The organism is Streptomyces sp. HUAS MG56, assembly GCF_058673395.1.
The window spans coordinates 321,406-339,902 of record NZ_CM178722.1; the positions used below are offsets into that span (position 1 = coordinate 321,406).

The following is an 18,497-nucleotide window of genomic DNA, read 5'->3' on the forward strand; positions in this document are numbered from 1 at the left end:
CGTACCCTGGGCGAATGGACGTCGATCTGCGGCTCGTGCGCTATTTCACGGTCGTGGCGGAGTACGGCAACTTCGGCCGGGCCGCCACCAGGCTGCACCTGGCGCAGCCGTCGCTGAGCCGTCAGATCCAGCGACTGGAGGCTCAGCTCGGCGTCCGCCTTTTCGACCGTTCTCCGCAGGGCAGCAGCCTCACCGCCGCCGGTCAGGCATTCCTGCCCAGGGCCCGGATACTGCTCCAAGAGGCCGAGCAAGCCGCTCGCACGGCCAGAGCAGCCGCCCAGCCCCGCACCATCACCGTCGGCTACGCCGAAGGACTGGTCATCACCGCCTGCATGCAGGAACTGCGCCGCCGGCACCCTGACGGCCAGGTCCGCACCCGGCACCTCGGCTGGCGTGACATGCACGCCCTCGCCGAGGGGCGGATCGACGCCCTCGTCGCGTACAGGCCGCTGTCCTTCCCCACGGACGGCTTCCGGGTGACCAAGCTCCATGAGGAGTCGCGGGTTCTCGTCACGTCGGCCAGACACCATCTGGCGAAAGAGAAAGCTGTCAGCCTGCGGACTCTGTCGGCCGAGGAACTGGTGGCCTGCGTCAGCACCCCGGTTGTCTGGAGCACGCCCAAGCCGGTCGGCGACCGCCCGGCACCACCCCCGCCCGCGATCGACGACAGCTACGAGGACAAGCTGGAACTCATCGCCACCGGCCACTGTGTCGCGATCTTCCCTGCCGGCGATCGACGCGCCGCTGTGCGCGAGGACATCGCCCTGGTGCCCGTCATCGACATCGATCCCTGCGAGGTCGTACTCGTCACGCGCGCCGACGACCCCAACCCGCTGCTTGGGCCACTGGAAGACGTCGCACGTGCGTTGCTCGGCACTACCTCCCGAGGGGAGAACAACGAACTGCCGGTCAACTGACCCCCACTGCCTCTGCGAGGTGTTCCACTCGGCTGTCGCCGCGCTGCACGGTCAGCGGGGCTGGTCGACCGCTCCCGGTCGGCGTGAGGCCGACTCCGCCGATTTCCTGTTCGGTCCGTCAGCCGTACATCGCCACGCGGTACGGACACGCAAGTGGGCCACCAAGAGGACAGGGATTGCGGCTTGTCGACGGAGTCGAGCGTGTTCCACCTCCCCGGATTCACGGAGACGGACATCTGCCGGTTGTCGTCGGCACCGATCATGCTGAGCGTGCCACCGTCTCGACGGCGCCGCCGCGGCGACCCCGGAAGACGCTCTGGCCGGCGCCCCGTCGGGTGCAGCCCGAAACCGTAGTCGTAGTCGAGGATCTTTCCCTCCTGGGGGACGACCGAGGCGGTGCGTTGCGTCGGCCGGGCGGAAACGCGGTGCGCCAGCGGCCGCTGCGCTCGGTGATGAGTTGGGGGCTGTACCGGTCGGCCATCGTGCCGGTCACCGCTACCAGGAACTGGGCGGCGAGACGGTAGTTGAGGGGTGGAAACGGCTCCTCCGACTGGGGGCCGGGGCAGGCCAGGCCGATCTCGTTGAACCGGTGGATCACTTCCCGGTTGGTTCCCTCGTAGGCCTGGACCAGCTGGGCGATCAGCGGCACCCGGTTTCCGCGAGGCCAGCAGCATCATCGCGCCCGACAGCGCACCGAGCCGGTGCTGCCCCGGCGCACGATCTGCTGAAGCTTGTGCCCCTCCTGGTCAGCAGGTCTGTACACACGGACAGGCTCGGCCAACCCAGCACCTCCAGCACGATCGGACGTCAGCGCACATCCAACCGCCACCACAGTCGACCCGGTGAGGTTCCCCCGGTGTGCGGGAGGCGCTGGTCATCTGGTCAACTCCCGCCCACAGTAGTCGAGTTGGGAGCTTCACGAATGTGTACTGACAGCCGTGATCCGCATGGTGGATCAGCTTGCCCGGTTCGACTTCCCAGCTCGCGAGCGCGTACTCAAGGGTGGTCAGGACCAGGTCTGACCAGCTCCGCGTCCGTGAGCTGCGGCGCGATCCCGACAGCTGGCCTCCACGGCGCCAAGTCCGGACGCTCCTTCAGGTCGAATGTGCGGGTCACAGCCACTCGTTGATGGCTGCGACGAGGACCGTCGCCTCGTAGCGGACCGCGAGTTCGTCGTAGCGAGTTGAACGAAGGACGAGGGGGCGGACGGGCTCCGCTTCGAGCAGAGGACGCCCCCGCCTGCGAAAGCTCGCGCGCACCGCGCACGGCACCGTCTCGGTCGGCTGGGTCGGCGCGACAGCCGTCTTGCTCATCTTCGCGATCACCTGCCTGACGAGCCATGACTCCCTGTTGGTGTGGTCCGTCTACGCCGTCATGGGGCCGATCGGCTGGTTCGTCTTCGTCCCGCTGTGCCTCGCCTCCCTGGCTGCCGGGTTGGTCTCGTCACTCGGTACTGCCTGGGGCCTGTTCCGGTACGAGCGCGTCGGGATCAAGCTGGTGATCACCCGCCTTTCCACCCTGGTCCTGCTCATCCACACGAGCCCGATCGACCGGATCTCCCAGATGGCGCGGCCGCGACGTGATCCGGCGGCGAACTCAAAAGGCTGCGGGTCCAACTCGTCGTCCAATCCGCTGCCCCCCGGTGGCACTACTGGCAGCGACGGCACTGTCCGTGTCCAAACCGCAGGGCCTCACCCGGTACGGGCTGCACAGTCAGCCCGGGACGCCACCCCCTCGCCGCTCTCGGGGCGCGTGCGGGCCACCGGTCATCTGCGGCTTGGGCCCACCTCGTGGGCTTTGAGGCCGCTCTGGCGGTCTGGTTGAGACGGTCGCGGTTGGTCTTCTCGGAGCCGGTCGGCAAAAAAGTCGCCCTGAGGAGACATCCCTTTCCCGCTCCCGAACGTATCCCGGGTACAGCAAGTTTCGGGAGGAACACGATGGCTGTCTTCACCAGTCTCCTGCCCGCGTTCCGTGGTCACCGTGACGACGACCGCCACGATGACGATCACGGGCACCGGCACGATCACCACCGTCACGACCACGACGACCGTCACGGCCACCGGCACGACCACGACGACCGCCACGACCACGACGACCGCTACTGAGACCACACACCAGGCCGAGCGGACCGGTGGCCGGGTGAACCGGTCCGCTTCGCCGCTCTCCGGGGAACGCATCACATGGTGCACATCCTGTGGCGTCCGTCGGCGGTGGGCGAGGCCGTCGACAGCGTTGTCGCGCCCGCGCCCGCCGTCTCGCCGCGCGCGGTGTTCCGGCGGTTCTGGCCCTACACACACGGCGGCCGCCGCTGGCTAGTCCCGGTTCTCTTCTTCAGCCTGGCCGGACCCGCTGTCGACGCCGCGGAGATCTGGCTCTTCAAGACCGTCGTGGACGGCGTGCTCGTCCCCCGGGACCTACGGCCGCTGCTGTGGATCGCGCCGCTCTATCTGGGGCTCGTCGTCGGCTCCGGGGTGCTGGCGTACGCGGACGAGGTCACGTCGACCTGGGTCGGCGAGCGCTTCCTGCTCACACTGCGCTCCGCGGTGTTCCGGCACGTCCAGGGGCTGTCGCTCGGCTTCTTCGAGCGCCGACGGCTCGGGGACCTGCTGTCCCGCCTCACCGGGGACATCGACGCGGTCGAGACGTTCCTGCTGTCGGGGGTGGCGGACGTGCTGTACTACGTCGTACAACTGGTCTTCTTCCTGGGCCTGTTGTTCTATCTGCGCTGGGACCTGACCCTGCTCTCCCTCGCCATCGTGCCGCTGTTCTGGGCCGCCGCACGCCACTTCGCCCGACGGCTGAAGGTGGCTTCGCGGGAGCGCAGACGGCGCGGCGGCGCACTCGGCGCGGTCGCCGAGGAGGCGCTCGGCAACGTGGCCCTGGTGCAGGCGTACAACCGGCAGGAGTGGGAGCAGGCCCGGTTCGAGCGGGAGAACGCGGGCCGGTTCCGGGCGGCGATGGCCTCGGTGCGGATCCGGGCCGTCTACGGACCGGTCGTCGACATCATCGAGGTGACGGGGGGGCTCGCGGTCATGGGCCTGGGCACCTGGAAGGTGGCCCAGGGCCAGCTCACACTCGGCGGACTGCTCGTGTTCCTGGCGCTGATCGGAAAGCTCTACGGCCCGGTCCACGGCCTGTCAGCACTGGGTACCGCCTTCTCCATGGCCGCCGCCTCAGCCGAACGGATCATCGAGCTGCTGGACCAGCGCCCACAGGTCGTGGAGGTGCCGGGCGGGGCCCGACGGACCGGCCGCGCGCGGGGTGAGGTCGAGTTCGACGGCGTCTGGTTCCGGTATCCGGGGACCTGCGCGTGGGCGCTGTCGGACGTGTCGTGCCACGTGGCCCCGGGCGAGACGCTGGCGCTGGTCGGGGCCAGCGGGGCCGGCAAGTCGACGCTCGCCGGCCTCCAGCTGCGCTTCTACGACCCGGACCGGGGAGCGGTCCGGCTCGACGGCGTCGATCTGCGGGAGCTGAGTCTGACCTACGTCCGGGAAAGCGTCGCCGTGGTACTCCAGGAGACGCTCGTCTTCCACGGCACCGTGCGGGAGAACATCGCCTACGGCCGGCCGGCGGCGAGCGAGTCGGACATCGTCGCGGCGGCACGGGCGGCCGACGCCCACGCGTTCATCGAGCGGCTCCCGCAGGGCTATGACACCCTGGTCGGCCAGCGGGGCCGGACCCTGTCCGGCGGACAGTGCCAGCGCCTGGCGATCGCCCGCGCCATGATGAGGGACTCGCCCGTGCTCCTGCTGGACGAGCCGACCACCGCGCTCGATGTGCGTTCCGGCCGGCGGATCATGGATCCGCTGCGCCGGCTCATGGCCGGGCGGACGACGATCGTCATCTCGCACAATCTGCTCACCGTTCGCGACGCCACGTGGATCGTGGTGCTCGACCACGGCCGGATCGTGGAACAGGGCGCCCACGGCGACCTGCTGCGCAGCGGGGGGACATACGCCCGGCTGCACCGGCTGAGCGCGGGAGCGCTGGTGTCCTGAGCGGCCTTGACGTGCCGTTCGGCTCAGGTGTCCGGCTCCACGACGTGACCCGTGCGCAGGTGGGCCGTGGCAAGGGCGGTACCGTCGAGCGTGGTCAGCCTGGCGCCCGAGAGGGTCGACAGGTCGCCAGGGGCAGCCACTCCCCACCCACCGCGTCCACCGGTCAGGGGGAAGTCGCCGACGCGCACGGTCGTGCCGTCGGAGTACTCAAGGACGCAGGTGACCCGGCCGGTGTACGAGGCGTGCGGGCCGGTGAGAGCGACGGATACGAAGACCCAGCCGGGGCTGCCCGGGTGGGCGTAGACCTCACCGACGGTGCCGCCGCCGCTCGCCGTGGAGACCATGTCCCCGACCAGCATGAGCTCGGACTCGGCGGCGGGACCGGACGAGGCGACGACGTTCTCGACGGCGGTGCCGATCCCCCAGCCGGCGAACCCGACGGCGACGGTGAGCGCGGCGGCGACGGCCGCGAGCCGCAGCCGGGCCCGCCTGGCGCGCCCGCGCAGATCCCGGGTCGCGCGGCCGAAGGCGCCCGCGGCAGGCTCGCTCGCCCCCGCCCGCTGGGCCAGCCTGCGCGCCACCCTGGTCTCGAAGCTGAGCGGTGGCTCGCGATCCGGGAGCAGGCCGATGAGCCGGTCGCCGACCAGAGTGAGCTGGCGGACGTACTCCCGGCAGTCCGCGCACCGGTCCAGATGGGCGAGCGCCTCGGCTCGCTCCCGGCCGGGCAGCACGCCCAGCGCCAGTTCGGCGCCGATCTCCCGCAGCCGCTCGCAGTGCGCGTCACTGGACATGGTCGCCTCCGTTGGCGGGCGCGAGCGTGGTGCGCAGTTTGGCCATGGCGGCCCTGATCCGCGTCTTCGCGGTACCCAGGGGGATCCGCTCCGCGTCGGCGATCTGCTGGGCGGTCATGCCGTAGATGCCCGCCATCACCAGGGCGCGGGCCTGTTCCCGGGGCAGCCGCGCGACGGCGGCCCGCAGCTGGACGGAGGTCTCGTCGGCCAGGGCCCAGCGCTCGGGGGTCTCGGTGACGGCGCCGATGAGGGCGTCGAGGTCCTCGGGTGCCATCGGCTCGGTCCGCCGGGCGCGGACGGCGTCGACGGCGAGGTTGTGCGCGATGCTCGTCAGCCAGGTGGCGACCGAGCCCCGGCGTGAGTCGTAGATCTGGGCGTGACGCCACGCACGTTCGAACGTCGACTGGGCAATGTCCTCGGCCAGTTGCTCATCCCTGGTGACAGCCATGGCGACCCCGAAGACCCGGTGCTGGAACCTTCGTACGAAGACGACCGCGAGCTCCGGATCACCGGTGGCCAGCCCGGACAGCAGAGCCTCGTCCGAAAGGCGGCCCACGGGGAACCGGAAACCCGACACACCTCTGTATACGGTCGACGGCCGCCAGGGGATTGCCCGCCCACCTGCCCGCCCCTCGCGGAAGATCACATTCCCATTCTCCGCCGCTCGGTACGGCGCCGCATGCGGGCCCCGTGCCCGTTCCGGGACCCGGCCGATGAGCAGCAACCTGGAGCTGGTCCGATGACGAAGAACAAGAACGTGGAGGCCGGCGAAGCAACCACGGGCGGGCAACGTTGTCGGAAGCGCAGGGCCAGCAGTTGACGGGTCCCGGTCTGTTCGGCTGAACCGGCCGACGCGGACGATGACTTCGGTACGTCGGGCAGGCGTTCAGAATGCGGCGCCCGCTGCCTCAAGGCCCATCAGCCAGCCAGGGATGTGCCCGCGCACACCAGGCCTTCCAGCAGTTCGACAGCGCGCTGGGCGGCGGGGTGCCGCGCAATCGACTTCTTCACCGCGAGACTGAGATTCCGGACCGGAGTGGGGGACACCAGGGCGACCGTCGTCAGGCCCTCCGGCAGTTCGCCGATACCGAGCGCCGGCACCACAGTCAGCCCGATTCCCGTTGCCACGAAGGACATCGCAGTCCGGTAGTCGTGTGTTTCCACCACGAAACTCGGGGAGAACCCGGCTTGCGCGCAGGCGTTCAGGAGCACCTGGCGGCACGCCCCTGCGCGGAGGTCGTTGTCCACCCAATGCCGCTCGGCGAGATCCGCCAACGGCACCTCCGGCACCTCCGCGAGGGGGTCGTCGACGCGGACGACGGCGAGGTAGGGGTCCTCGGTGAGCCTGTGCACATCGACGGACCCGAGGCGCTCGACACCCGTCTCCTCCACGAAGATGTCAACGTCCGGATCGCCCGGCGTGAACTCGGTCAGCATCAGGTCCAGCCGGAGGTCCGGGAACTCCGCACGCAGCGTGGCAACAGTCGGCGCCAGCCATGCCGCGCCGGCCGAGCCGAAGTAGCCGATCGAAAGGCTGCCGACCCGGCCGACGCGCAGATCGCCGACCACCCGCTCGACCTGACTGAATGCCTCGAACAACGTGTCGGCCTCAGCAGCGAGGGTCCGGCCGGCCGCAGTGGGCTCGATACCGCGACCGGATCGTTCGAACAACTGCAGCCCGGTCTCCCGTTGCAGGGTGGCGAGCTGCTGGCTCACCGCGGACGGTGTGTAGCCGAGCGCGGAGGCGCTCGCGCGGATCGACCCCGTCGCGACGACCGCCCTCAGGACGCGGAGCCGTGGGATGTCCAACATGTTGTGAATGTACAGCCATACTTAACGGATGTACAGAACTCGTCGCTTGTGCTGTACAGAAGGCGGAGATGACGATGGCTGGGTGACCGATCTGATTCAGACCGCCCCGCCCGCCGGCAGCACCAGCACAACAGACATGGGCAAGATCGCGGCCGCCGCCGGGCTCGCGGTAGTGACGTGGGCCTCGGCATTCGTCGCCATCCGCGGCATTGGGCACGCGCTGTCCCCTGCGCCCCTGGCGCTGCTCCGGCTAGGCGTCGGGGCCGCCACGCTCACAGTGATCGCGGTGGCCAAGCGTGCGGTCCGCGTCCGCCTGTCCCGCAAGGCGCTCCTGCTGATCGCGGCGTACGCCGTGTTGTGGCTCGCCGGCTACACCGTTGCCCTCAACGCGGGGGAACGGCACGTCGATGCCGGGACTGCGGCATTGCTTGTGAACCTCGCGCCGCTGCTCGTCGCTGTCACTGCTGGGAGGTTTCTCGGTGAAGGCTTCTCACGATCTCTCATCGTCGGCTCGCTCGTCGCGCTGGGCGGAACCGCGATCATCGCGACCGGGGCCACCGCACAACGTGACTGGGCAGGCGTTCTGCTGTGCCTACTGGCCGCCGTGCTCTACGCCGCGGGCGTCATGATCCAGAAGGTCACGTTGCGCCACGTCGACGGGCTCACCGCGATTTGGCTCGGCTGTGTCGTCGCCGCTGCGGTCCTGCTGCCTTGGACGCCTCAGCTGGTCGGCGAGCTGCAGGTAGCGTCCACCGGAGCGGTGCTCGGCGCCGTCTACCTGGGCGTGTTTCCCACGGCCATCGGTTTCACCGCTTGGGCTTACGCGCTGCGCCGCATGAACGCCGGTCGGCTCTCCGCGGTGACCTACGCCGTTCCGGCTGTGTCAGTGCTGTTGTCCTGGCTTCTGCTCGCCGAGATCCCGACGGCATACGGGCTCCTCGGCGGCGTGCTCTGCCTAACCGGTATCGCCATCTCCCGTCGGCGGTGAGTCACCGCCGGTCACCACCGCCGGGGCCGCGAGTTGATGCCGGAGACGGAGTGATGCTCGCCACCAGCGTCTTCGAAGACCAGACCGGGGCCGGCGAATCGGTCAAGGAGGCGGCGGACTTCGTACGGGACAACCTCGCACCGCTCCTCCCCCAGCCCTCCTCAGGTCACAGCCGGGCAGCCACGCAGATAGGCGGCCGCTCATGATCGGCGTCGGGGGCGCACATCCCAGTGGTGGGTGATCCACGCCCGGCGGATCAGGCTACGAACGGTGATGACCGTATCGGCGGGGTCGGAGGAGGCTTCGATGACCGTGATCCGGCGTTCGTAACGGCGGGCGAGCCGGTGGAAGGCGTACTGCCAGGCGTGGGTGCGCTCGATGTGCCACCGCTGGGTCCCCTGGACCGGCGCCTTGGTCCCCTTGCGGGCGATCTGGCCGTGCAGTCTCCGATTGCCAAGCACCGTACGGGACTTGGTGGAGTCGTAGCCGGAGTCTTGCTGGTTGGCGCCGGCCAGGACCCGGCCGAGCGGGATGCCGTAGCCGTCGGTCATGTTCGAACGTTTCATACCCTGTTTGCCTCGGTCGACCGGGGATCGTCCGGCCGCTTCGCCGCCTGCGGGGGTCTTGGTGATGGCGCCGTCGATGGCGATCTGGTCCAGGACGAGACCGAGGACGCGGTCGTAGGCGTCGAGGGCGATCCGCTTCAAGCGCGCGGACAGGCCCAGGCGTATCCACTCGTCGCGTCGGTTGCGGAGGATCGTGGCCGAGCAGGTGGAGTCTTAAATTGCTTCGTACGAGCAGCCGAATCGCAGGACCTGGAGCAGCTTGTCGAGCACGACCGGTCACGGATACGGCGTCGGTGGCAGCCCAGCGCGTGGAGCGGTTCGAACTGCGGTCGCTGCGGCAGCAGGGCGGCGAATTGGTCCCAGAGCGGTTCGATCAGCCATGAAGGCAGCGCAGGCACAGTCTTCTCCCGTGATCGCAGAGCGTCGAAACTCCATGATCACGGCACCTGCACCTGCCTCCGTGCCGCCTGTCTGTGAAGCGTCGGACGCTGCTCAGCCGATCCGCGTGCGCAGGTGCTCCAGCGCCGCTTTCAGCGCGTCCCCGGCCGCGACGGCCAGGTCGGGCTCGACACCGACGCCTTCCCAGTTGGTGCCGGTGACCGGGTTGATCGAGCGGGCGGCGGGAACGGTCACGGTGACGTGCGGGGCGACCGGAATACGGTCCGTGGGGTGGGCGCCACCGCGGGTGGTCTGGCCGATCAAGGTGGCGCGCCCCAGCACCTTCAGGTTGTACGCCAGCTCTTCTCCGCCGGAGAAGGTGAGGTCGCTGGTCAGCACGGTGACCGGGCGGTCGAGGTAACGCGGTGCGGCGAGGTGCCCGAGGGTCCAGTACTGACGGGTCAAGTCAGTGGCCCGCTCGTAGATGTCGCTCAGGTGCACCCCGTCGTCAGCGAAGAAGTAGCTGCACCACAACTGCACGCCTTCCGGTGAGCCGCCCCGACACTGCCGCAGGTCGATGACCAATGCCTCGCTGGTTGCGAGCAGTTGCATGGCAGCAGCGATTGCGGGACCACCCAGATCGGCGGGGGCGATCATGCGCAGGTCGAGGTAGCCGATGTTGTCGTCGAGCTGCTCCACCCGCCGGATGCCGTAGTTGCTCTCCCTTGCGTACTGCGCGAAACGGGCGCGAGCAACGTCCTCCGGCTCCTCGTCCATCGACTGCGGCTCCTCGGCCCACAACAACCGCAAATGCTTGTCCGGACAGACATTCTGGAGGTCGACCGTGACTCGCTCGCAGAGCTCCTGCACGTCCAGGTCCCGATATGCGCCTTCGTCCAGCCGACGCCGGATCGCCGCGTCGATGGCAGCCGTCTTCTCGGGGAACACGTAACCGGCGGTGATCCGGGCCAGCGCGGCTTCGAGTATGTCGTGATGAGTCGTCATGCGCGCGATGGTAGGTCGAAGTCGAACGGGCGCCCAATGGATTTCACGGCCGCTTCTTGGCGATGCGACCACTCAGCACGGGACGCTGTCGACGACTCGGCGAATCCCGCCCGCCTCATCCACACCGCCTGCCTGCACGACCTCTAAAATCTCAACGCCCTCGGGACCCTCAGCGCACCCGATCGCGGCCAGGCCAGTGGCACCGACCGCGGCTCGGGCCAGTTGCCTGCCCAGCGGCTCGAAGCCGCCGACACGGTATCCGACTGGGACGGAGTTTCTCGGGGTTGCGCAGCGCGGGCCGGGCGGAACATCTCCCGGCCCGGACCGCGCCACGACGAAGCAGCCGCCGCTCATCGAGCGGCGTCAGATGGACGGTTGGGCCGTGGGCAAGTGATTCCTGTGGCGTCAACGGTCTGAACCGGCCCCACTTTCCGGCCTGAGATGGCCCTACGGGCAGCGGACTGGGAGAGCTGATCCGGTCTCGGATGGCCCTGAGTTCCGGCGTCAGTTGGCCCCAGTGGCCGGCGGACGGGCGTCAAGGGTCCTCACGGTGCCGTCGGGTTGGCAAGGATGGTGAGGTCCTCTCTGGTTGCAGCCGTCCGTTGCAGAAATGATGCGACAGCCTCGGGGAGCAACGGGAGGGTGTGCAGGGCTGCGGAGGTGTGGGGGATTTCGTCGAGCTGGTAGGTGCCGTGGTCAGGGTCGCCGATCTCCGGCCCGGTTCGGCTGCATTCCGACCAGCTGGTGATCCGGGCAAGGTAGACGTGGTCGCGTTGGTGGGTATCGTCGAAGGTCAGCAGACGGCCGAGGATATCCGGGGTGCCACCAGTCTCTTCGCAGACCTCGCGGGTCAGTGCTGCGCGCAGGTCCAGGTCGTCGGGCTCGACGTGGCCGCCGGGCAGGGTCCAGTAGGGGATGCCGCCGGGCCAGGTGCGGCGGATCAGCAGCAGCCTGTCGGCGGGAGTGAGCAGGACCGCGCGGACGCACTCGATCATGTGGATCCCTCGGGCCGGGCCTGGGCGGGTTGGTGACCCGCATGGGGGGCTCGCCAATTGTGCCGGAGTCCGGCGTTGTTGGAGGGGCTGTCGAGTCCTTGCCTCGCCGGGTTCGCCGGTATGACGGTGGAACTCTCGTGGCTGGGGGCACACCTACCTTCCTCGCTGCTCTTGAGTACGCACTCCGGCCTGCTGCTTGGCTTTGGTCTTGGCAAGGCGGTAGGACTCGGTGCCGGTCTCGATGATGGTGCCGTTGAAGGTGAGCCGGTCGACGATGCCCGCGTAGAGCAGGGGGTCGGTGAATGTCTTGGTCCAGCCTCCGAGGGATTCGTTCGAAGCGATGGCCACACTGTTCTTTTCCTCCCGCTCGGTCAGAACCTGGAACAGCATCTCGGCTCCACGGCGGTCGAGTTCGAGGTAGCCCAGTTCGTCGATGCAGAGCAGGTCGACCCGCCCGTAACGGGCGATGGTCTTGGTCAGCTGTTTCTCGTCGGCGGCTTCGACTGCCCTTGCGTATCAACGTGGATCGTGCCCGGCCGCACCTCGGAAGCGTTCTTCAGCAGGCCCTCGATGATGTAGACGGCCTCCGGCAAAGCCGTGACGGTCCACCCATCGGCCTCATTCGTACCGGGTGATTCCCGCAGGCCCTGAGGTAGGGCTGGCACCCCCCAGCCTCGGGGGCATGCACCGTCGCGGCCAGCCACGTGCCGGATGAAGGCTAGGACCCGCAAGAAAGCCTTCGGCGGACCGAGGTGACCGACCATCGCCCCGAACGGCCCCTGCTCTCCTTGTCCTTCATGGAAGGAACTTCCGTGGCCAACCCCACTACACGCCTGCGGCGTCTGCGAAGCACCGCCGCCGCCCTGGCCGGCGTCACGCTCGCCGCCTGCGGACTCGCCGCCTGCGACGGCCCCGCCCGGGCAGCCGCACACCCCGCCGCAACAACGTCCCCGACTACCCCAGCCTCAGCCTCCACAACGGGCGCCCAGCCATCCCTCCACATGATCACCAACGGCGGGCATAAGCTGGCGTTCTATGTCACCCCCGGCCGCCTGCCGGCCGTCGTCCTCGACGCCGGAGGAGGACTCGACGCGTCGTACTGGAAGAAGGTGGCGCCCGTCATAGCGCAGCGGACAGGGTCCGAGGTCATCACCTACGACCGCTCAGGGGAAGGCAGGAGCAGCGACGTTCCGGGGCCGTGGAAGGCACAGAACGCCGCGTCCGACCTCGCGGCCGGGCTGACCCAACTGGGCGTCACCAAGAACGTGGTTCTGGTCTCCCACTCGCTCGCCGGAGAGATCGCCACGTACTTCGTCAACGAACACCCGCACTGGATCTCCGGCGCGGTACTGGTGGACGCGAGCCTGCCCGAGTTCTACACCGACAGCGAGACGGCCAAGATCGTAGCGGCGAACCAGCAGCGGATCGCGGCGCTGAAAAACCAGCCGCAGACCAGGGCGACGCGCCAACTCCTCGCCGAGGCCGAGAACTATGGCCCCGTGCACATCGCGTACCACAAACTCAGCTGGCCTCAGAGCGTTCCTGCCATCGCGATCGTCTCCTCCCAGACCCCTTTCACGACCTCGCCCGTCGACGCACAGCTGTGGAAGCAGGCCCAGCAGGAGTTCGTCAGCACCGCACCCGACCGCCACCTCGTCGTGGCACAGCACAGCTCACACGACATCCCCATTGACCGGCCGGATGTAGTCATCAACGCGATCGAGGACATGGTCAAGCGAGTGGGTTCCTGACCGGTGCTCAGGCTCGTGCCGGACCGGACCGGCGAGTTGCCGTGGCAGCAGCACGTTCTCGTGCCACAGCACCAGCAGTTCGGCGTCCTTCGCCGTGTCCCGGCGCAGCAGGACCGAGGCACGGACAGCAACGCCCGGGCGGCCCCGTACGGCATCGCGACGATCACGGATGCAGCATCCCAGTCACCGCCCAGGCGTCTCACACGCAGCCTCCCACGTGCACCAATGACTTTGCGAGCCCCGCAGGGGGGATGACCGCCACCGGTCTGGAGTTCGCAATCGAGTGCCGGGCTGCGCGTGGTCAGGGCCTGACCGCGAACACCATGCCGATGTCGCCGGCCTGCTGCACCGGGTCCTGCTCGGTGCTGACAGTGAAGCCTTGCGTGAGGAAGACCTCGCGGACTGTGTCGCGGTTCTGCTGCCAGCGCTCCACCTCGACGACGGCCTGGCGGACCAACGGCCAATGCCGCTCCTCGATGCCTCTGAGTACATCGAGTTCGGCGCCTTCCACATCGACCTTCAGCAGGTCGATATGGTCAATGCCCTGCTCGTCGAGCACCGATGACAAGGGCCTGACCTTCACCCGGTGCGTCTCAAGCCGCCGCATCACCCGCAGCTTGCGGCTGACGAGAAGAGTGAGGACGGGAACGGGTACGCGGCGCAGGACCGGCCCCAGGCCGCCCCGGCGGATCATTTCGACAACGCTGGCGGTGACCCGCCGACGCTCTGCCTCGATGTTCCCCTGATCCCGCGAGGAGGACGAGAAGATCGTGGCGGCCGGAACGTAGCTGAAATCGAGCTCGTCGTCACGGGACGCCAGGCCGTAAGGGAGCACGGTCAGACGTCCGTTGAAGAATTCACGAGCATTGCGTTCGAGTATCGCATGCAGTGGCGGCACCGGCTCGAAGGCGTAGATCCGCACGTCCCCGTCCGACCGCTCATAGACGGCCGCTGAAAACACACCGATGTTGGCGCCCACGTCGAGCACCGTCGCGCCGGGCATGCACTCGACGCCGTGGGTGAAGTAGCCGCCCACCTCCTCGCGCAGGAAGGACGCCTCCCAACGATTGATACTATGCAGCTCCATCACATTCATGGCCATGACAAGGTCATGTATCAGGGTTGGAGCCAACAATCCAGCCCGCACGCATCACTCCAGCCGCGCCTCTGAGTCGTGGGCGTGGAGATCCCACTCAGCACGCCGACGGCCGGGGGCTTTCCGTATCCCTCCATGCTCGGCGTCCCGCACGAGTTGGTCGAGCACCTCTCCTGGTCCTGCTGCTTCTCGCACACCTGCGGAAGAACGAGACGTTGACACATGTCGGTGCCGGATTCGGAGTCTGCGGGGCGACGGCGTGGTGGCACGTGCACGAGGCAACTCATATCCCGATAAAGCCACCCTGTGCTTGGTCTGCTCAAAGGGAGTTCCTTTGCGCGCACGTCTTGCTGCCTCAGCCGTGGCCATAGCCATCGTCGGCGTCTTCTCTGGCGCACCGGCCGCATCCGCGGCGACACTACCGTCCACCAACACAGCCCACTACTGCACCCATCACACCACCGGCGTCACACTCCCCGCCCTCGGGCACCCTCACGGGGCAGTAACGGCACATGCCGCGAATTGCCCACATGATCACGGACGTGGCCCCCGCCCCGGCCGCCACGAACGATGCCCGGTCGAAGTCGATGCGAAAGTCGTCCCGGTCGAAGCCCAGCAGAGCGAATGCGCAGTCGCCCACCGACACAGCGTGTGCCGCTGCCGCCAGGCAGGCAGACAGACGGGCTGTTCCCACGACATTTTGATAGCCCGGATGCCGCGACGTTTCCCGTCAGCAGCGCGGGGGGGCTGCGCGGGTCCGTCCGGCTCGGCATTGGTCGGGGTCTGCGGGGCCAGGCGGGCGTGGTGCCCTGCCTGGCCCCGGCGTGTCAGTTCTCCAGGCGCCAGTGCTGGTTCGCACCGCCCGTGCAACTCCACAGCTGGACTTTCGTACCGTTCGCGGTCCCCTGGGCGTTGGCGTCCAGGCAGAGCCCCGACTGCGCTGCGGTGATCGTGCCGTCGGGATTGACGTTCCATTGCTGGTCCGACTGCCCGGTGCAGTCCCAGATCGCCGCGGGGGTGCCGTTGCCCGCGGACTGGCCGACGCCCAGGCACTTGTTGCCGTAGCCCATCAGCTGCTTCGCGGCGGCGTAGGTCCACCGTTGGTTGGAGCCGCCGTTGCAGTCCCACAGTTGTGCCTGCGTGCCGTTGGCCGTCGTGGAGTTGTTGATGTCGAGGCAGCGCCCCGACTGCCGGCCGACGATCTCCTGGTTGCCGGAGGGCGGCGGCTGGTTCGAGCCGAACTGTGTGAAGAACTGCCACACGGCTGCCGACGTCCAGGTGCGCCAGCCGTCACCGGTGGATCCGTCGATCGGACCGGGGTCGTGGCCCGCTCCGTCGAACGCGGCCCAGACCACGGGGTATCCGGACTTGCATCCTGAGTAGCTGGTGATGAAGTGCGTCAGGCTTCCGTACGCCGGCTCGGGCGGGTTCTGCGCGGTGCAGCCGTTCGCCCGGACGAAAGTGTTGCGCAGTTCCCGTCCCGACGAGATGGGCAGCACGTTGTCCCTGATGCCGTGCAGACCCATGTAGGCGATGGGCTGATTGCCGCCGTTGCACCCACTGAGGTTCGCGCCGGAGTACACCGCGACAGCGCGGAAGACCGTCGCCCGGGAGCAGGCGAGGGCGTAGGACATCGCACCGCCGTAGCTGAAGCCGGCGGAGAACAACTGCGTGGTGTCGACGCACAGACCTGCTTCGATCTGGCTGACCATGGCGTCGACGAAGGCGACGTCCTGGCCGCCGGGGTTGGCCCAGCCGTTGCCGTTGCCCTGGGGGGCGACGAAGATCGTGCCGTTGTTCGCGTTGTCCGCCAGGCGCCGCAGGCCGTAGTAGGACCAGTTGTACCCGTCCGTTCCGCCCGAGTCGACGTCGTTGGCGGTCCCGCCCCGCCAGTGGAAACCGAAGACCAGCCGATAGGGATGGTTGATGTCGTAGCCGGCGGGGACCCGCAGGATGTAACTGCGTGTCTGGCCGCCGCTCTGGATCGTGTGGGTGCCGCTTGTCAGCGTTGGAGCCCTGCCACAGCCGGCGGTCGCCCCGGCCGCGCCGGTGATGGCCGGCACGGGCGCGCCGAGGCCGCTGCTGGACGAGGTGCCCGCAGCTGACAGGACGAGAAGTATCGCGGCCGCGATGGACATCAAGAGCGGATTGCGTTTCATGCACTCCTTCTTCCCTGGTTGAGGAATGGGGACGGAGCGTCTGTCGCCGGGGGGTCACACACCGGTGATCGTCCACTCGTTGTTGGTGCTGGAGTTCGGAGTCCACATCACCGCCGTCGAGCCCGCCGCGGTGCTGCCGCTGCCGTCGAGCGCGGTGCCGGTGGCCCGGTTGACGATCCGGTAGCGGTTGCCGCCGAGGCTGCTCAGCGACCACTGCTGGTTGGTGCCGCCGTTCCAGGCCGCCTGCCGGGCGGGGGCGCCGTTGGCGGAGTTGCCCCAGCTGTCGGCGGCCATGCCGTTGGTGCGGTTCATGATGCGGTAGTAGCCGTTGCCGAGGTCGATCAGCTGCCATTGCAGGTTGGCGCTGCCGTCGTAGTTCCACTGCTTGAGGGTGGAGCCGGAGGCGACGCCGCCTCCGCTGTCGAGCACCAGTCCACTGGTCACGTTGGCGATCTTCACCCAGGTCATGGAGCCGCCCGGTGCGCCCAGGACGGGAATCTCACCGGAGAAGGTCAGCTTGACCGTGTACGCCAGGGCGTCGAACGGCGGGTTCGGCGAGGGCATGGCCAGGTGCAGGCCGGTGGCGTCCTGGGTCGGTGCGGGCAGATCGACGTAGGTGCCGGCGGCGTTGTCGAGCAGTCGGACGCCGGTCAGGCTGCTGAGGTTGATCTGGTTCGAGCTCAGCGTGGTGACGGTCATGGTGCCGCCCTGCCAGCCCAGCGCGGTGACGTAGAGGACCTTGTTGTCCTGGCTTCGGGTGAACCGGATGTCCTGCGGTTTGCCGGCCACCGGTCCGCTGAACGCGCCTCCCCCCATCTTGGTGGGGCCCTCGCCGTAACTCGTCCAGGAACGGGTGCCGTAAACCGCCTCTCCGAAGCGGCCGAGCCAGTCGCCCATGCCGAGCAGGATGGACTGCTGTCCGGAAGGGATGGTGCCGTCGGCCATCGGGGCGATGTTCAGCAGCATGGTGCCGCCCTTGCTGACCCGGTCGATCAGTGAGTGGAGCAGTGCCTGGGTGGAGTAGTAGCCGATGCCCACCGTGTAGCACCAGCTGGAGGAGGAGATGCTGTCGTCGGTCAGCCAGTAGGGGGTGAGCAGTCCTGCCGGGCCGCCGCGCTCGAAGTCGAAGACCTCGCCCTTGTTGTCGAATCCGTCCTTGTAGGTGGCGACGACGTCCTTGTTCCAGGAGACGGCCCGGTTGTAGTAGTCCACGAGGAACTGGAGTCGGTCCGATTCCTGCACCAGGTTGAGGTCGAAGTCCTGCCAGATCAGGTCCGGTTGGTAGCCGTCGACGACCTCGACCAGCTTGTCGTACCAGAGCTGGTTCTCGGCGGCCGGGCCCTGCTGGCCGAAGAGGACGCGCAGTGTCGGGTCCGACTGGTTCGGCACGTGGTCGTAGTAGCCGTTGAAGTGGTAGGCGTGGTGGAGGGAAGCCATGAACTTCAGCCCCTGCCCGCGGATGGCCTGCGCATGCAGCCCCACGAGGTCGAGCATGGGACCGCGCCGAGCGGAGTTCCACGGGTTGGAACGGCTGTTCCACATGGAGAAGCCGTCGTGGTGCTCGGCGACCGGGCCGGCGAACCTCGCGCCCGCGGCCTTGAACAGCTGCGCCCAGGCGTTCGGGTCCCAGTTGCCGCCCCGGGATGCGAGCTTGGGCGCGAACTGCACGTGGTTGCCGGCCTTGTCGCTGGCTCCGTCGATGAAGTTGTTGTACGGCCATACCGAGGGGTCGCCGTAGGTGGCGATGTGGTGCTGGTTCTCGGCCGAGCCGCTGATGTACATGTTGCGCGGATACCACTCGTTGCCGAACGCGGGGACGCTGAAGACGCCCCAGTGGTAGTAGATGCCGAACTTGGCGTCCTGGAACCAGGCCGGGGCGGGAGGGTGCTGGTCCACGGAGGACCAGCTCGCGGTGTAGTTCGCCGGGCCGTCGGTCGCGGCGGCCGCGGGAGCGAACCGCAGCATGCCGAAGGCCGTGGCCGCGCCGGTCGCCGCCAGCAGCCGGCGCCGGCTGATCGGGAGGGAGGAGGAAGTCATGCGG

The 18,497-nt window shown here is 68.4% G+C and carries 17 protein-coding genes and 2 pseudogenes; 6 read left to right on the forward strand and 13 right to left on the reverse strand.

The annotated features are described in order from the left end of the window. Positions 1 to 14: 14 nt before the first annotated feature. Positions 15 to 917 (forward strand): LysR family transcriptional regulator, encoded by a 903-nt coding sequence (locus AC4OXY_RS01675; protein ID WP_491992945.1) that lies wholly within the window; start codon positions 15 to 17, stop codon positions 915 to 917. 259 nt (positions 918 to 1,176) lie between these two features. On the opposite strand, the gene AC4OXY_RS01680 is transcribed toward AC4OXY_RS01675, so the two are convergent. Next, positions 1,177 to 1,566, reverse strand: coding sequence for a hypothetical protein (locus AC4OXY_RS01680; RefSeq protein WP_491992946.1), 390 nt, complete (start codon positions 1,564 to 1,566; stop codon positions 1,177 to 1,179). Between the two features lie 463 nt (positions 1,567 to 2,029). After that, positions 2,030 to 2,230, reverse strand: coding sequence for a hypothetical protein (locus tag AC4OXY_RS01685; protein WP_491992947.1), 201 nt, complete (start codon positions 2,228 to 2,230; stop codon positions 2,030 to 2,032). Between the two features lie 624 nt (positions 2,231 to 2,854). Between AC4OXY_RS01685 and AC4OXY_RS01690 the strand changes: the two genes are divergently transcribed. Then, on the forward strand, positions 2,855 to 3,022 hold the full coding sequence (locus AC4OXY_RS01690; RefSeq protein ID WP_356024768.1) for a hypothetical protein: 168 nt from the start codon (positions 2,855 to 2,857) through the stop codon (positions 3,020 to 3,022). 75 nt (positions 3,023 to 3,097) lie between these two features. Continuing rightward, positions 3,098 to 4,915, forward strand: a complete 1,818-nt coding sequence (locus tag AC4OXY_RS01695) for an ABC transporter ATP-binding protein (protein WP_491992948.1) — start codon at positions 3,098 to 3,100, stop codon at positions 4,913 to 4,915. Positions 4,916 to 4,938: 23 nt separating this feature from the next. Here the strand turns inward: AC4OXY_RS01695 and AC4OXY_RS01700 are convergent, their stop codons facing one another. The 3 genes from AC4OXY_RS01700 to AC4OXY_RS01710 form a co-directional block, all read right to left on the reverse strand. Next, positions 4,939 to 5,706, reverse strand: coding sequence for a zf-HC2 domain-containing protein (locus AC4OXY_RS01700; RefSeq protein WP_356024773.1), 768 nt, complete (start codon positions 5,704 to 5,706; stop codon positions 4,939 to 4,941). After that, positions 5,696 to 6,283, reverse strand: a complete 588-nt coding sequence (locus tag AC4OXY_RS01705; protein WP_356024775.1) for an RNA polymerase sigma factor — start codon at positions 6,281 to 6,283, stop codon at positions 5,696 to 5,698. Before AC4OXY_RS01705 ends, AC4OXY_RS01700 begins: the two co-directional genes overlap by 11 nt. Before the next feature lie 341 nt (positions 6,284 to 6,624). Next, positions 6,625 to 7,518, reverse strand: a complete 894-nt coding sequence (locus AC4OXY_RS01710; protein ID WP_491992949.1) for a LysR family transcriptional regulator — start codon at positions 7,516 to 7,518, stop codon at positions 6,625 to 6,627. Between the two features lie 82 nt (positions 7,519 to 7,600). Between AC4OXY_RS01710 and AC4OXY_RS01715 the strand changes: the two genes are divergently transcribed. Then, complete coding sequence (locus AC4OXY_RS01715) at positions 7,601 to 8,506, forward strand: DMT family transporter (protein WP_491992950.1); 906 nt, start codon at positions 7,601 to 7,603, stop codon at positions 8,504 to 8,506. A 53-nt stretch (positions 8,507 to 8,559) separates the two neighbouring features. Continuing rightward, the gene (locus tag AC4OXY_RS01720; protein ID WP_376289552.1) at positions 8,560 to 8,712 is read left to right on the forward strand and encodes a hypothetical protein; all 153 of its coding nucleotides are present in this window, start codon (positions 8,560 to 8,562) and stop codon (positions 8,710 to 8,712) included. On the opposite strand, the pseudogene AC4OXY_RS01725 reads toward AC4OXY_RS01720, so the two are convergent. From AC4OXY_RS01725 to AC4OXY_RS01745, 5 genes and pseudogenes are all read right to left on the reverse strand, one after another. Then, positions 8,707 to 9,470 (reverse strand): annotated as a pseudogene (locus tag AC4OXY_RS01725) (transposase family protein). The gene AC4OXY_RS01720 and the pseudogene AC4OXY_RS01725 overlap by 6 nt on opposite strands. 94 nt (positions 9,471 to 9,564) lie before the next feature. Continuing rightward, entirely contained in the window at positions 9,565 to 10,455 is an 891-nt protein-coding gene (locus tag AC4OXY_RS01730; RefSeq protein ID WP_356024783.1) for a S41 family peptidase, read from the reverse strand. Positions 10,456 to 11,000: 545 nt separating this feature from the next. Next, positions 11,001 to 11,450, reverse strand: a complete 450-nt coding sequence (locus tag AC4OXY_RS01735; RefSeq protein ID WP_376289556.1) for an NUDIX domain-containing protein — start codon at positions 11,448 to 11,450, stop codon at positions 11,001 to 11,003. Positions 11,451 to 11,603: 153 nt separating this feature from the next. Beyond that, positions 11,604 to 11,954, reverse strand: a pseudogene (locus tag AC4OXY_RS01740) (ATP-binding protein); the annotation flags it as partial. Further along, positions 11,927 to 12,214, reverse strand: a complete 288-nt coding sequence (locus tag AC4OXY_RS01745) for a Tn3 family transposase (RefSeq protein ID WP_491992951.1) — start codon at positions 12,212 to 12,214, stop codon at positions 11,927 to 11,929. The pseudogene AC4OXY_RS01740 and the gene AC4OXY_RS01745, both read right to left, overlap by 28 nt. A 48-nt stretch (positions 12,215 to 12,262) precedes the next feature. Here AC4OXY_RS01745 and AC4OXY_RS01750 point away from each other — a divergent pair, with 48 nt between their 5' ends. Further along, on the forward strand, positions 12,263 to 13,201 hold the full coding sequence (locus AC4OXY_RS01750; RefSeq protein WP_491992952.1) for an alpha/beta fold hydrolase: 939 nt from the start codon (positions 12,263 to 12,265) through the stop codon (positions 13,199 to 13,201). Between the two features lie 301 nt (positions 13,202 to 13,502). On the opposite strand, the gene AC4OXY_RS01755 is transcribed toward AC4OXY_RS01750, so the two are convergent. The 3 genes from AC4OXY_RS01755 to AC4OXY_RS01765 all read right to left on the reverse strand — a co-directional run bounded on the left by AC4OXY_RS01755 (position 13,503) and on the right by AC4OXY_RS01765 (position 18,493). Continuing rightward, the gene (locus AC4OXY_RS01755; protein ID WP_362823597.1) at positions 13,503 to 14,303 is read right to left on the reverse strand and encodes an FkbM family methyltransferase; all 801 of its coding nucleotides are present in this window, start codon (positions 14,301 to 14,303) and stop codon (positions 13,503 to 13,505) included. A gap of 821 nt (positions 14,304 to 15,124) precedes the next feature. Continuing rightward, positions 15,125 to 16,435 carry a ricin-type beta-trefoil lectin domain protein gene (locus tag AC4OXY_RS01760; RefSeq protein ID WP_491994763.1) on the reverse strand — a complete coding sequence of 437 codons (1,311 nt, stop codon included), beginning with the start codon at positions 16,433 to 16,435 and terminating at the stop codon, positions 15,125 to 15,127. Positions 16,436 to 16,510: 75 nt separating this feature from the next. Continuing rightward, positions 16,511 to 18,493 (reverse strand): alpha-L-fucosidase, encoded by a 1,983-nt coding sequence (locus AC4OXY_RS01765; protein WP_491992953.1) that lies wholly within the window; start codon positions 18,491 to 18,493, stop codon positions 16,511 to 16,513. Positions 18,494 to 18,497 lie beyond the last annotated feature (4 nt).